Annotated in this window: 7 protein-coding genes; 4 read left to right on the top strand and 3 right to left on the bottom strand. The window is 57.2% G+C overall.

The window, feature by feature from the left end; translation table 11 throughout:
- The first annotated feature begins 92 nt into the window (after nt 1-92).
- Nucleotides 93-7,193 (top strand): TcdA/TcdB pore-forming domain-containing protein, encoded by a 7,101-nt coding sequence (locus tag NL116_RS28920; RefSeq protein WP_494378151.1) that lies wholly within the window; start codon nt 93-95, stop codon nt 7,191-7,193.
- A gap of 10 nt (nt 7,194-7,203) precedes the next feature.
- Here the strand turns inward: NL116_RS28920 and NL116_RS28915 are convergent, their stop codons facing one another.
- Nucleotides 7,204-7,800: a MarC family protein gene (locus NL116_RS28915; protein WP_007937197.1), complete on the bottom strand. Its 597-nt coding sequence runs from the start codon at nt 7,798-7,800 to the stop codon at nt 7,204-7,206.
- 159 nt (nt 7,801-7,959) lie between these two features.
- On the opposite strand from NL116_RS28915, the gene NL116_RS28910 reads away from it, so the two are divergent.
- From NL116_RS28910 to NL116_RS28900, 3 genes are all read left to right on the top strand, one after another.
- Nucleotides 7,960-8,631, top strand: a complete 672-nt coding sequence (locus NL116_RS28910) for a hypothetical protein (protein WP_494375036.1) — start codon at nt 7,960-7,962, stop codon at nt 8,629-8,631.
- 160 nt (nt 8,632-8,791) lie between these two features.
- The gene (locus tag NL116_RS28905; protein ID WP_494375035.1) at nt 8,792-9,598 is read left to right on the top strand and encodes a hypothetical protein; all 807 of its coding nucleotides are present in this window, start codon (nt 8,792-8,794) and stop codon (nt 9,596-9,598) included.
- A 52-nt stretch (nt 9,599-9,650) separates the two neighbouring features.
- Nucleotides 9,651-10,346: a hypothetical protein gene (locus NL116_RS28900; protein ID WP_494375034.1), complete on the top strand. Its 696-nt coding sequence runs from the start codon at nt 9,651-9,653 to the stop codon at nt 10,344-10,346.
- A gap of 51 nt (nt 10,347-10,397) precedes the next feature.
- Here the strand turns inward: NL116_RS28900 and NL116_RS28895 are convergent, their stop codons facing one another.
- Nucleotides 10,398-13,175 carry a hybrid sensor histidine kinase/response regulator gene (locus NL116_RS28895; protein ID WP_494375033.1) on the bottom strand — a complete coding sequence of 926 codons (2,778 nt, stop codon included), beginning with the start codon at nt 13,173-13,175 and terminating at the stop codon, nt 10,398-10,400.
- Nucleotides 13,176-13,275: 100 nt separating this feature from the next.
- Nucleotides 13,276-14,571 carry a phosphoribosylamine--glycine ligase gene (gene purD, locus NL116_RS28890; protein WP_494375032.1) on the bottom strand — a complete coding sequence of 432 codons (1,296 nt, stop codon included), beginning with the start codon at nt 14,569-14,571 and terminating at the stop codon, nt 13,276-13,278.
- Nucleotides 14,572-14,600: the final 29 nt, after the last annotated feature.

Raw genomic sequence — 14,600 nt, 5'->3', positions numbered from 1 at the left:
CAATAATTTGTTCGGTTAGTGTTGTTTTATAACGGGATGGGTTCTCCGTCCTGGTGGCTAAACCGCTTTTATTTTTACAGGGAAGTATCTTTATGGATGAGCAACCCGTTGGTCATGTAAACGGCTACGTCGATTTTATCGATCTATTCAAACTGTCTGATCTTGAACAGGCGTTACAGGAATATAAAGGCACAGATGAATACGACGCGGTATTTCGATATTACTTTGCGTGTCTCCCAGTGCTCGACTTTCCGAGAATGCTTGCGCCGCTGGGGTTGCTGCGCGAGGCCCTTGGGTCTTTTGTCGAGCCCAGGCGCCGACGTCGACGCGGATCAGGCGTGGAACAGCCCACTGCACAGCGGGGCGGCGCAGCGCCGTGGCTGACAGAGATCCGCGACAGGGTTGAAGGCTTCCACTCGCGCTTGTCCAACAGCGTTGAACAGTTGAGTACCGCAGCAACCGAAGTGCCTAAAAATCTGCACTTCGTCTGGCTTGGCGGCGGGTTGGGAATTATCCAGCGTGACTATATTAATGTCTGGCTAAATGTGTTGGCTGGGCAGGGTTATACCGTGAAACTCTGGTACGACAGCGATGCGTTATTGGCCTACGAGACTAACCGGATCATTGTCGAGGCCGCGAAGGCCGACGCGATGGTGAACGGCGGTCATGCCAGCGAATCGTATTATGATCTTGTTGATAAGTATGAGGAGCGGGCCATTGTTTTAAAGCAACAAATGTTTGCACATATCAACAAAGCAGTAGCGCGCGGTGGTAGTGCGGATGATGCGCGAATCGATCTGCTGGTTCGTGGATATGGCCAGGATGAAGCGAACTTGAATGCCTTGCGGGAAAAAAATAACCAGAGTCTCTCGGCCATGGCCGAGGGCGGTGTGGCGCTTCGTAATATGGCAGCGAATGAAACACCGATGCACTTGCAGGCCATTTATCAGAGGGAAATCAGTCTGCGAGGCAACTTTGCCGCAGCCTCCGATGTGGTGCGCATCGAGGCCTTGATGGCTGAAGGCGGAAGTTATGCGGATGTCGATAATCTGCCCCCTCTCCAGGAGATGCTCGGCGATGTGGACATTCGTCAATTCAGAAAGGATGAGTGCCTGGGCGTATTGCAGTTGTTGCTGGATCACAACCCGCAATGGATGCCGGGTCGTGAGGCATCAAGAAGCAAGTACGCAAGCTACTTTGAGCGCATCCCTGAAGAACATCGCCCGGCGCTGGAACGGTTCGCGCAAAGTCGTCCGGCGTTGAACGGCGTTTTTCGCGCGCCCGCAGAACGTCTCGTGCGGCCGGACGGACTGCGAGCGGTTGCCGAAGGGGGCAGCCTGAGTAATGCGTTTCTGATGGCTCATGCCGGGTCGGCGATGGTCAACGCCGTGATCAATCGCTTCAAACTCAACTATGAAGTCGTTGATGCCACAGCCCGCTTGGCCATGGAGAAGCGGGTCTCCAGCGATGTTGAGGCGGTAGGTCGTATTGCGTTGGAGGTCGTCGAAAAACGGTTTGGTACATTGCAAACCCTGCCGGAGGACGTCGAGCTCGCCCTGTATTTTCTGGCAAAAGCAGCAACGTTTTACTACAGCGACGGCATTCGCCCGCAAAGCGAAGAGACGATCTATCTGACCGGCCCCGCTGCGATGCGTGATGCGCTCGGGGATTACGCAAGCAGGCATTTCACCCCTCGCGCAGCGGGCGTCTGGCGAACGGATGTGGCGATTGACCCCACCGCAACGGTTAACCGGGCCACCGAAGAGGAGTTGGACCACTCCTGGAAAGAAAATGAAAGCAACACCGAGGAGTGGTTGAAGAACGAAAAACAACGGTGGGAAACCGGACAATTCAAGGCGCGTTACAAGGGCAAAGTGGACCAGTTACTGAAGAGTCAGACGCTCCCTTTCGACCATGGCTGGCCAGTCATCGAAGGTCGACATGTGTTGTCGACTGAACTGCTGCAATCCCTGGCGGAACAGCTTGGCGAACCGTTTATGCGTGCGATGAGTCAGCGAACCCGCGGTGAGGTAACTTTCGACAAACCATCGCAGCTGAGTTTTGACGAGCGTCAAGCCATCCTTGCGCAGGAGATCACGCCGCCGCCGTTGTTGGTCGGTGAGCCGGCCCCCGCAGAGTTGGCTCTGGATGAATTGCTTCACCGAATTGGCCGAGGGAGCTTGCAGATTGAGCAGCTTGACCCCCGGCAGCGGTTGCTGATCGGTTCGTTGCTGGGCGCGCGGGCCATGGATCAACGCAACTTTGATCTTGTCCGCTCGCGGCTGGAAAACCTTGCTAACAACGTGTCTGAATTGGGTGTGTCACACCGTTACGGGGCCATTGAACGGGAGCTGTTCAAAGAAAATAATCCGGCGTTCGTTGACGGTCTGGCCAGTGCCGCGACACCGCCCGTGGCGTTGTCCGAGACCAGCATTGAGCTGAAGAAACAGGCGTTGGAGCAGTCGCTGACCTTGCTGCAATGGGGGCGTCAGGTCGCTCGGATTCAACAGGTCGCCAAGCTCGAATTCCGTGATCGCATCAGCGAGCGCATGACCGATGTACTGGAAAGCTTCGATCAAGGCACCTTCAAACTGGTACCCCAGGATTTGTTGCTCCAGGGCGCCGGTGACCGGATCGCCGGGCGTTGCTATCCGTTGGCATTGGCCATGGCAGCGGCAATGAGCAAGGGGAGCGAAGCGGCCAACATCCTTCGCGAGCGGTTTTACCTGGCGGTCATTGAACCCGGTACCCGCGATTCGAATGCATTCGTGAGCGTCATCGAAGAGCTTCGGGACCTTGATGTCCATGACCTCGGCGGACCAGTAGCACGCTCCGATCTGGCAGAGGCAATTGCGACGCTTGAAGCAAACACCGGCAGCAGCACGTTGATGCTCAACTCGGATAACCACTCGATGCTGCTGGCCAAGACTATTCAGGGCGAGCGCAGTACTTATCATTTCTACGATCCGAACTTTGGTGTTTTCGAGTTCAATACCGCGCAGGCGCTCAGCGCAGCATTGACCCATTTTTTCGTCGACCAAGAGATGGCCGGGCCTTACGCCGCTTATGGGGAGCCCGGTCGTCCAGCCTTTGATTTGATTGAGCTGGACGCTGGCCGCCTTAATGCAAAGGTGTTGTCGTCGGGTGTCTTGGTGTCGAATCTTTCCGAGTCGGGCAGCCTGCCAGAACAGGCGCCGCGGGTAAGGCAGCGGCTGGCCAGCGTGCGAGGGCAGTCGCTGGTCAGCAATGGGGTGCTGGGCAGTTCGTTGCTGGAACTGGACGCCCACTGGTGGGGTAGTCAGATCGCCCAGGCGACCCGACAGTTGCAGGCGCAGCACGGGCTGTCGTCGGGCGCTGTTGCGTTGTTCGAGACGCTGGAGATCACCCCTGCAGGCGAGTACAAAATCAGTCTGGTCGATGCTGATCCGGCGCAGACCATAGTGCGACTCACCACCGATGATCCGCGATTCCTGAGAATCAAGAACTACCTATCGGACACCTTCCGTACGCTGGCGGCGCAGCCGCACGAGTCGGCCAGCGTGTCTGACCCCACGGAGGCGGGCAGCGTTCATACGCTCAATGCCGGTTTCACCGTGCAAGCCTTGATGAACGCGCTACGTCATCACGAGGGTGCGGCCAGCGGAGGTGACAAAGCACTGACCACCGCCATTCGTTTGCATGCCTATGTCAATTACGCCCAATTAGCCCACGGCAACGTGGTGGATGTGGTTGGCGTTGTGACGCTTGTGCGTCAGGCACTGGACGATGAAAAACTGATCGCCCGCACCAGCGCGCCGTTGGTGCAAAAGGCATTGGGGCATGTGGCCAATGAAGGCGTCGGCACCGTGTTGGGGATGGTGAATGTCGGGTTTGATATTTACCAGTTAAGCCGTGCCACCAATGACATTGAGAAGGCGCAATTCGGCACGCAGCTGGCGTTTGACTCAGCGAGCGCCGTGTTGGGCGCCGCCGGGCTGGGTGCGGCATTGGCCGGAGCGGGTACGGTAGCGGCAGTGCTGGGAGGTGCCGGGGTGATTCTGGGCGGGCTGGCGGTGGGCGTCGCCGCGCTGGCAGAAGGGTTTGCCACCATTGCCGAGGAAGCCAAGGAGGTTGCCCGGTTTTTTGAGGGGCTGGAAAAGGCTTATCGAGAGGGTGGCTATCATCTGGACAAGGCCTCGAATACCTGGATTGCGCACCCGTTGCCGGTATTTGCCGAGCTCGATTTGCACGCATCCTGCGTCCGTTTCGACAGCCCCAGACTGTTCCCGCTGCGGGACCATTTCGGGGTTCCCGATTTCGAAGTGGATTACGACCGCGCCACCGACATCCGCGTGGGCCTTGGGTTGCCCGACTCGGCGCCTTTCGCGCCGCAGCCCGGGCAGGCGATCGTTTTGCCCGGCACCCCCAAAACCTGGTACGGCTATGAGTACACGTTGCTGCCGTTTGTCACGTTTCGACATGCTGGCGGCTTCGATACGGCCCGTCGGCTGGAGAAAAAGAATGCACAGGGACAATGGCAGTTTCTGTTTTCGTTTTACTCGTTTCCCGGTGAGTACGTGGTCAGCCGGCTGAATCCGGTCTACAAGCCCACGGTGTTCAACGTGCGTCTCGACAACATCGAACGTTCGCTGGTGGTGCCAGCCCTGCCAAAAGCGTGGCACGGACTGGTTTCCTACCGGATCGAAGGCGCCGGCGCCCGATGTTCTGTACTGCTCAATCCCGGGGTGAGCCTTGTACTCGACGCGCCCGGTCACACGGCCATGCGCTGGCTGCTGCAGGCTCCCTGGTTGACGGAGGCAGACATCCGGATAGGCGCTGCGAGCAGGCTCGTTTCGGATACGCTGGGTGTGAAGTTCAGTGGCGGCGGCGTTCACGATGTGTTGCTCAAGCTGGCGGGCAACACAATCATGCGCGTTGATCTTGTTGCCCTGAAGTTGGAGGTGGTCGAGGAAGAGGCCGATCCGGCGCTCGGCGAACAAGCGCTGCTGGATCATTTCAAGTCATTGACCCGCGAACATCGACTGGCCATGCCTTACACCCTCGTTCACAACTTCGTGGTGCCGTTCGAAAAACCGGACGAACCGAGAACGGTGGCTGCGTATTACGACTCTGCGCAGGATCGTTTTCTGTATATTCGTGACCCGAATGTCCTGCTGGCCGACGAGGCGGTGCTGGGCGCCGTGGTCGAGGGCTCGGCCTATTTCTATCACCCTGAGAGTTTTGATGTCTGGCAGGTCGACGCGATCACCGGCACGTTGATTCAGCGCTATCGTTTGCTGGTCAAGGATGGCTTGACCCTTGTCCGCTGTGAGGCCGTTGCCAACGGCGGCATTCAGATCGTTCAGCAGTCCGTTCGCAAGGATGGCAAACACGTTGAAATGACCTTCCTGATCCATCGGCAAACGGTGGTACTCGGCTCGATCACCCTGGGTCAGGATCCAGCACTGCAGGCGGTTTTAGAGGCTGACACGCTGACGGACTGGAAGCGGATACTGGGCAATTATGTATTGCCGGGAGAGTCCGTCGATACCGTGGACTGGCGCCCCGGAGCGCTGGTTTCGATCTGTTGGCAGCGCGAAGACAAATCCCGTGATCTGGTCTGGATCCGCGATGTTGACGGGCTGGTCATCCGTGCACCTGCCCGGCGTCACCATGTGCGGGGCTGGGAGGACTCGATCAAGGCCTTGAATAGCCTTTTACTGATTGCCCCCGACGGTGCCGAGGGCGAGGCGTTCGTAACCTACGACAGGGGTATTCAAAGCCTCGTGCGCCAGCAAAGGTCGATGGTCGAGGGGCGTGTGCAATGGTCTTCTACAGAAATTGCCCCCACAGGGCTGAAAAATGTTGTCGCCGTTGAGCAGGGGCATCTCGCCCTGACCGACGCGGGCCTGTTTTTCACTATGACGCCGGACGGCTATCTGCGCTTGGGTGGCTTGAGCGAAACCTGGTTCAAGGATCGAGCCCGGTGGTGGTCCGAACTGCCGGCGATGTCGGCGCGGTATCCGGTGTCGAGTTTCGCCCTCATTGGGTTGAAAAACTTTACGGGGGACGCCGGTGTGTGCGCCTGGTACCTGGACGATCGGCTGTTGCTCGCGGACCTTGGTCACGGCAAAGAAGTGCGGTTGCTGAGTAGTGTTCCGGACAATCAGGCCGCTTGGTTGTTCGATCTTTCAACGGGCAAGATTTTCAGCCAGCGCTTTATCGAAACGACACACTTGAACGCTGCATTTGGCCAGGGAACCCGGCTTTTGCGCGCGCAGGCATTGCCTGCTCCAATGCAGGAATGGGCGCCCTGGATCTTTACCGACGTGAAAGTGGAGGGGGCGGGCCTGAAGGCAACAACGCTTGATGGCCTGGAGGTTGATTTACAGCACAACGAACCGGTCCGGATTACGGGCGTGGGCAGCCGCTGGGTTTCGGCACTGGAAGGGCCATTGAGTGAGGGGCTGGCAGCGTTGGCGAACACCTATCGCTGCGCCGATTTCCTGTCCGTCAAAGACCCCGACAGCCTTCAATGGTATGTGGTCCGCAGCGGACGATTGATCCGAATTCCGAGGGCCGCCGTTAATGCGCATTACACGCTGGTGGGCACCCGGGATCAAACCAGTGTGATGCTGCATGAACGCGAAGACGGTTTGTTGCGCACCTATCCGCAAAGAAGCACGGTCGGGCCACTCGACTATGTCCAGCGTAATGCCGAAGTGTTGGTGGTCGAGGGGCCGAAGACGGCCCATGACCTTCTGCCGTTGATTGCCGATGATGTCAGCATCCTGGTGCTCAAAATGGGTCAGGGAACCACGACAAGCCGACTGACCCGAGCGGCCTGGTTGAAACTTGAATCGGTCATCGTCGATTGTCGTTATCCGCTTGATCGGCCACCCTCGATTCCGGGGGAATTGATTCTGGACCCCTCAATCATGGATCAGTTATGGGTCAGCCTGGTCGATGAGCACTTGGTAATGAACGGCGTGGACAGCGGGCATAGCCTGATTTTTCGCGGTGTTTACTCCGCGGATGTGGCGTTGCGAGGTGACGTGTTCCTTTCGCTCAATGGCTATCGGTCATGTGCGGTTTCGCAAATAGTGACCGAGCTACTGAGGCTAAAAGGCGTTGCCGGCAGCGCCACGTTAGCGGAGCTGATGTCGAGTTCTCAGGTCGAGGTGGTCGCAGAACCGGCAACATCCTTGGCGTAGCGTTACCAGATTACGGCACCAGATAACCCTTCACACCCGTGAAGATAATCTGTGCCGCCAGTGCGCAGACGAACAATCCCATCAATCGGCTGACAATCTGCAAGCCCTGGTCGCCGAGAATGCGTTCGATGCGGTTGGACAAATAAAGCACCACGCCGACCGTGAAACTGGCCAGGGCAATGCTGAGAATGGCCGTGAGTTTGTCGTCCCAGTGCGGCTGGCTCACGCCCATCACCAACAAGGCACCGATGGTGCCGGGGCCGACCGTCAATGGAATCGTCAGCGGGACGATCGTCACGTCCTGCTGCACATTGTCGGTCTGCACCGCCGACTTGCCTTGGGCCATGCCGAGTGCCGAGATAAACAGCACGCTGCCGGCACCGATGCGGAACGCATCCACGGTAATGCCGAAGACACTGAAAATCACCCGTCCGAACAAGTACAGCAAGACGCTGGACACCAGCGTGGCGGTGGCCACTTTCCATGCCAGCCGACGCTGTTCCTTGCGTGAATAACCGCGAGTCAGGCTGATGAAGCAGGACAACACGAAGAACGGGCTGTAGAGCACCAGCATCTTCAGATAAACGCTGAATAACACGTGGAGCATGGTGGTCGCTCTCAGGTCAGGGAAGTCGAGGGGAGTCTATCAGGCGGTACGGGGGGCTGTCGGCTAACAGGCGGGGAGTTGTGAAACGTTTTTTCAATCGCAGGAGAAAATTCCGCGCAGCGTTAAATCAATCAATGGAATGTAAAAAGGAGCATCAAAATGGAATTTTCATCACAAGAAATTACTCGGGCTATTACGCAGCAAAATGGCGCTGCGGTTTTGCACAATAGTTTGCTGGGCTTAAGCGCTCAGCTGTCGAGTCAGGACAAGCAGTTCGTCAAAAACAGCGTTCGATATGCGAAAGCCCGGGCGGACCAAAAATACAACAGTGTCAAACAGGCGGCTGAGTGGTTCGAATACTACTCCGGGGTCATGTGGTCTATCGGCTGGGGACTTGATCAACCCTTGGTGGAGGTGATTGACAAGAAGTTCTCCGGAAGTGTGACGCGAGCATATCTGGACGTCATGGCCAGCAGGGTTGCACGCAGCAAGCTTGCAACGCTTGAAAGTGCCTTAAACATGTTGCAGAGCGATGAGGTGTTGCAAGGAACGTTCGCCGCCAGAGTGAGAGCCTCCGGTGAGTTTGAAATAGTGCCCGCCAACCGCGAGCCGGACGGCACCCTGGGGATATTTTTGAGCCATGTTCGTCTACTGAAACTGGATTGGTCGACGGGCTTTTGGAGCGCGGGACATTCGATGGCGCAGCTGGATATCCGTGTTCGACGATTTACCATTCGGCAGCGGCTCATTGAGCAAAATCGCGAGGAATTGCAGGACGCAATAACCGAGTGGGGGGATAAGGAGTTTATAGATTTACTGTCGCGTGGTTAACGTATGGTCAAACAAGTGAGTTGATCTTTAGTTTGGTTGTTTGTGTGCTGTTTTCTGTTGGTAATTATTTGTATGTGTTCCGGGTTGAGGTGTGATCTGGGGTTGAGGTAGTGTTGTCTCCGAGCTGGATTGGCTCTTATTAACAACAGGAAGTTGAATTGTGAATGAAGTAAAAATGCTAACTGAGTCGGAACACGCTGCGTTTATTTATGATTTGGTTAAAAGTTATCCTGCCTCAGAGGCTAAATTGCGGGTTGCAGGTTTTTATGCACGTTCGGGGTCGAGCATTATCAATCTCGACAATGTTCAAGCAGTTGTCGACGGCCCGAACGTCATCGGTATGTTTGACGGGATGAGTCGTCGTAACAAACGAATCGCACTAAATACTTATCGGTTTGCCGAAATCATGGCCACTAACAAGTACCCCGCCAAGCACCAGATCGAACAACGCTTTCAGTTTCTGATCAGTGTGCTGACAGCGATGAAGTGGACCAAAATCGTTCAAGTGTCCAAGGCGTATGAAAAGAAGACACAAAGTCTGACCATGGCCAATGTAGCGGTCGATATTATTAGTGGCGTCGTGAAGGGCGTCGCTGGAGGGATTGGAATCCCCTCGCTTGTCGCTGACACACTGGGATCACTCAAACAGGATGAAAAGGCGCTTAATCTTTTCAATCGCTCTGTAGAGAAAGATCAGGGGCGCCGCTTTGGTATGGCCTCCTGTGCACAGGATAAGGATGGTTCCGTCAACATGGCTGTCGCAGCAGTCAACTATTCCAAAGAGCCTGGTAAAGATGGCGGAGTGCTGTTCTTTGAGTGGAAAAGCTCCGAGGTGGAAGTTTACCAGGACACAGCATATTTGATCATTCATGAGGAAGACTACCCTGGTACAAGGGAGGCGACGGTGAATGCCTATCTGGATGAGCTTGATGAGCGCGCGTTTCAAGTCATTTTAGCCAGTAAGTAACAACAAGACCGGAGGCATTTGTCTCCGGTTTTTTAGTCCGGAAGTGAATCTTATGCTGGATTTTAATTACGCCGTTTATATTGATGGTGGGAGCGTTTTACTCCTGTCGCATGAGCTCAGTGCGCATGAGTGTACTGATGTGCTGGATTCAACGTTATTCATGCAGCTTACGGCGGCAGCAGAGCAGCCTGGCTTGGTCGAGTATGAGCGGTGGTGGGGGGTTTATCGCTCGCAGCTTAATAAATTTGGTTGGTCGCGTATTCAGGATTTCGAAGGCTCGTTCAGCTTTGATTCAGACCTTTTGTCCCAAACGGTCAGCCAGGTAATGGCATCCAAAGTCCGTCGTTTTCTTTCCGCTGAATATGTCGATGCTGTTGGTCGCGCATTTATCGAAGTGTCCAGACTTTCACCGCATCACTTAAGCCGTACGTTACTGCGATATTATTCGATAGCCGAGAATCCAGTCTCGAAACTGACCACGGTCCGGTTGCAGTTTGGAGTTGTCGTGGCTGGTGCTCGGCTAATCTATCTGACGGTAAGTTTCATTACCCGTGAAGCGCTTTCGAGTTCGATCATCGAGCAAAACTTTCAGACTGATGACATCGTCGGGGAAATCGAGTTTAAAGGGTGTGTCGCTGTGCTGGATTCAGCTGCTTATGACTCGTGGCGTGAACGGATTGCGATGGCTGTAACTCCTTTTCGTGAGGAGCAGCTACGGGCGGTGTCTTCGACAAATACCAAGCGGTAAGGCACGCTTACTGACAACGTTTCGTCGCTTTGGCACTCCTGAACTGTCGGATCAGGGCGTATTAACGGCTGCCCGGTTCTGTTGATCCCGCTGGGCCACCCAATGCTCGACCAAATCGCGCAACTGCGACAGCTCGACCGGTTTTGCCATGTGCCCGTCCATTCCGGCCTGGCGCGCACGCTCTTTGTGCTCGGCGAGAATGTGGGCAGTCAATGCTACCACCGGTGTGCGAGTCCGTTGATTGCCGACTTCCCAAGCGCGTAGTTGCTGAGTGGCAGAGAAGCCATCGAGGATCGGCATTTCGCAATCCATCAGCACCAGGTCGTAGTGTTGGGCTTTCATCGCCTGCAACGCTTCTTCGCCATTGCTGGCAGTGTCCGGTTGCAGGTTGAGCTTGCCGAGCATGCCGCGAATCACCTTGGTCGAGATCGTGTTGTCCTCGGCCACGAGGATGCGGAAGTCACTTGGGACCTTGACCGGAAGCGCCGGACCAGAAGGCAGATGGTGCGAAACGGTCGGGCCTTTGTTGCGCTGATTCAATTCGTCCGCGAGGGTGGTCTTGAGGGTGTAGCCAGCCACGGGTTTGGCGAGGATGCGTTTGACCCCTGAATTGCGTGCAATGATCTTGCTCGGTGCGTTGCTGATGCCCGTCAGCATGATCAGCAGAATGTCGTGATTGAGGCTCGGGTCTTCCTTGATCTTGGCGGCCAGTTGCATACCGGTCATGCCGGGCATGTTCTGGTCCAGCAAGACCACGTCGAAGTAGTCGCGCAAATGCGCCTTGGTACGCAGCAATGCCAGGGCTTCCTTGCCGGAGGGTACTGCACTGACGTTCAAGCCCCAGGCGCTGCACTGTTGCACCAGCACTTTGCGGCAGGTGTCGTTATCGTCCACTACCAGTACGCGCGCACCTTGCAGCGGACCATCGAGGTCTGAGGTCGGGTGTTCGAGCCGGTCCGGGTCCAGTGGCAGCGTCAGCCACAAGGTGCTGCCCTGGTTGGCGCCGGTCTTGATGCCGAACTCACCCTGCATCAGGCGGATCAGCTGACGGGCGATCACCAGCCCCAGATTGCCGCCCAGACTCGTCGCCGAGAGGAAGTGCTTGCTGTGCAGTTCGGCGTGCATCAGGGCATCGCGTTCTTCGGCCTCCATCGGCACACCGCTGTCCTGCACGGCGATGCGCAGCCGTGGTTTGGTATCGCGTTCATCAAGGGCGACGACGATCAGGATCTCGCCTTCTTCGGTTTTCTTCAGCGCGTTTTCCAGCAGGCTCAGCAGGGTCTGGCGCAGGCGTGTCGGGTCACCGCTGATGACGCGCGGCACTTGCGGCTGGATAAAGCTGATCAGTTCGACATTCTGCTGCTCGGCCTTGGCGCGGAAGATACTGAGGCAGTCTTCGATCAAGGCGTTGAGGTCGAACTGAACATCGTCCAGTTCGATCTGCCCTGACTCGAGCTTGGAGATGTCGAGTATCTCGTTAATCAGCGTCAGCAGTTCGTTGCCGGCGCTGTGGATGGTTTGCACATAGTCGCGTTGCTTGACCGACAGTGGTGTGCCCAACAGCAACTCGGTCATGCCCAGCACGCCGTTCATGGGGGTTCGGATTTCGTGGCTGATTTTTGCCAGGAATTCGGCCTTGGCGTTGATCTCTGCGTTGCTGGCCGCCAGGTCGCGACTGACGCTGAAGCGATCTTCAGTGATGCTGCGCTGACGTTCGCTCAGGGCAATGCTCATCAACAGGCCACTGATGCAGATGAACACCAGCAGCGTAGTGATCAGGCCTTGCGGCGCGACCTGAGTCAGTCCCAGCAGTGCGGGCAATATGATCAGGGTGCCAATGTTGAACACCACCATCGCCGCGACGAAAAAGCGCGCCGGCCGATAACCTTTTTGCCAGTGATAGGCGCTGACGAACAACATGCTCAGCCCTGCCAGAGCCACCAGGGCGTAGGTAATGATGTTCAGCGGCAGGGTGTTGACGAACAACAACAGCAGGCCGCAGACGACGATGAACAGAATGTCCGCCAGCAGCAGTTTGTTCAGCGGGTGAGGGCCGAGCGGGGCAAAAAAGCACCAGGCGAGCATCAAGCCGCTCGGCGCCGTCAGCAATAACGCGATGTAGGCGCCCGGCGTCTGGATAGCGTGCCAGTTCGGCAACCAGGGCCCTGCCAGGTTCAGCAGCAACAGCACGCTGAGCATCAACAGGCCTTCACACCAGGCCAGCCAAAGGCTGCTGCGCGAGCGGGTGTAGGCGTAGCGGACAAAGTTGTGCAGGATCAGCATGCCGAGGCAACCGAACAGCAGGCCGTAGATCAGTGTCTGGTTCTGGCTGGCCGCGGTCATGACCGCCGATTGCAGGGTGATATATGGCCGTAGCTGATGGTCGGAAACCAGTCGCAGGTAGACGTCGAGGGGCGTGTCACTTTGCGGCAGCGGCAACATGAACTCGCTGCTGGGCAGGGGGCGGTAAGCCTGGGGCTCCCCGGTGCCGGAGTGCAATTGATCGATCAGCTTGTCGCCGTCGAGGACATACAGTTTGAGCGACGACAGGTCGGGTGCGAACACCCGCAGCAATTGTTCATGCTTGCCGGGGGCCAGCCTGAAACGTAGCCATAACGCGCCATCGGGCTCGGCCGCGTTGAGGCGATCAAGTTCGATGGGGCTGAATTGATTGGTGTAGCGAGCGGATCGAATGTCGCTTAGTTGCAGGTCGCCCTGTTCATCGAGCAATACTGCCCAGCCACTGCCTTGGCCGGCCTGGGCCGGGAGCATGCAGAGCAAGGTCAGCAGAGTGACGGTAAGGCTTATGGCGATCCTGAGCCAGCGCACGGCGAAATCCCTTCGTAGGTTGATGCCAGATTATAACGATGCGCAGTGCCGGAACAGTGGGGCAAGGACCAGCGGCCCTCGCCCGGCCAAATGAATGGCCTTACTCCTGGCTTTCGCCACGTTCACGGGCAATGGCACGGTAGCCAATGTCCTTGCGGTAGAAACAGCCTTCCCAGTCAATCTTCGCCGCCAGTTTGTAAGCCTGCTGTTGCGCTGCATCGACGCTGGCGCCCATGGCAGTGGCGCAGAGCACCCGCCCACCCGCCGTAACCACTTGACCGTCCTTGAGTGCGGTACCGGCGTGGAAGACTTTGCCTTCCAGTACGGCGGCTGCGTCCAGACCGTTGATGGCCATGCCTTTGGTGTAGTCACCCGGATAACCGCCAGCGGCCAACACGATGCCGACGCTCGGACGTGGATCCCATTGTGCTTCGACCTTGTCCAGCGCTTGCGCCAGAGCAGCTTCGACCAGCAAGACCAGGCTCGACTGCAGACGCAGCATCACCGGTTGGGTCTCAGGATCGCCGAAACGGCAGTTGAATTCGATGACTTTTGGGTTACCAGCCTTGTCGATCATCAGGCCGGCGTACAGGAAGCCGGTGTAGACGTTGCCTTCCTCGGCCATGCCGCGAACGGTCGGCCAGATCACCAGGTCCATGACCCGCTGGTGCACTTGGGCTGTCACGACCGGGGCCGGGGAGTACGCGCCCATGCCGCCGGTGTTCGGGCCAGTGTCGCCGTCGCCGACGCGTTTGTGGTCCTGGCTGGTGGCCATCGGCAGCACGTTCTTGCCGTCGACCATGACGATGAAGCTGGCTTCTTCGCCATCAAGGAATTCCTCGATCACCACGCGCGAACCGGCATCGCCAAACGCGTTGCCCGCGAGCATGTCGCGCACGGCGTCTTCGGCTTCGGCCAGGGTCATGGCAACGATCACGCCTTTACCGGCGGCCAGGCCATCGGCCTTGATCACGATCGGTGCGCCTTTCTCACGCAAGTAAGCGAGGGCTGGCTCGATCTCGGTGAAGTTCTGGTAGTCGGCGGTCGGGATCTTGTGACGCGCGAGGAAGTCTTTGGTGAAAGCTTTGGAACCTTCCAGCTGGGCAGCGCCAGCGGTCGGACCGAAGCAGTCCAGGCCACGGGAGCGGAACAGATCGACGACGCCGGCAACCAGTGGCACTTCCGGGCCAACGATAGTCAGGGAAACGTTTTTCTCGGCAAAGTCTGCCAGCTGTTCGAGAGCCAGCACGTCGATGGCGACGTTCTCGCACTTGGCTTCGATGGCGGTGCCGGCGTTGCCAGGGGCCACGAATACTTTATGCACACGCGGATCCTGAGCCACTTTCCAGGCCAGTGCGTGTTCACGGCCACCGCTGCCAATGATCAAAACATTCATTTCAAAAACCTCGGATGACGCTAATTCTG

Source organism: Pseudomonas sp. FBCC-B1667 (genome assembly GCF_059133255.1).
Note: the sequence above shows the minus strand (reverse complement) of the source record. Positions and strands in the feature narration are given on the sequence as shown.

Coding starts and splice junctions, on each gene's coding strand:
- NL116_RS28920 (WP_494378151.1), top strand. CDS start 93: ATGGATGAGCAACCCGTTGGTCATGTAAACGGCTACGTCGATTTTATC.
- NL116_RS28915 (WP_007937197.1), bottom strand. CDS start 7,800: ATGCTCCACGTGTTATTCAGCGTTTATCTGAAGATGCTGGTGCTCTAC.
- NL116_RS28910 (WP_494375036.1), top strand. CDS start 7,960: ATGGAATTTTCATCACAAGAAATTACTCGGGCTATTACGCAGCAAAAT.
- NL116_RS28900 (WP_494375034.1), top strand. CDS start 9,651: ATGCTGGATTTTAATTACGCCGTTTATATTGATGGTGGGAGCGTTTTA.
- purD (WP_494375032.1), bottom strand. CDS start 14,571: ATGAATGTTTTGATCATTGGCAGCGGTGGCCGTGAACACGCACTGGCC.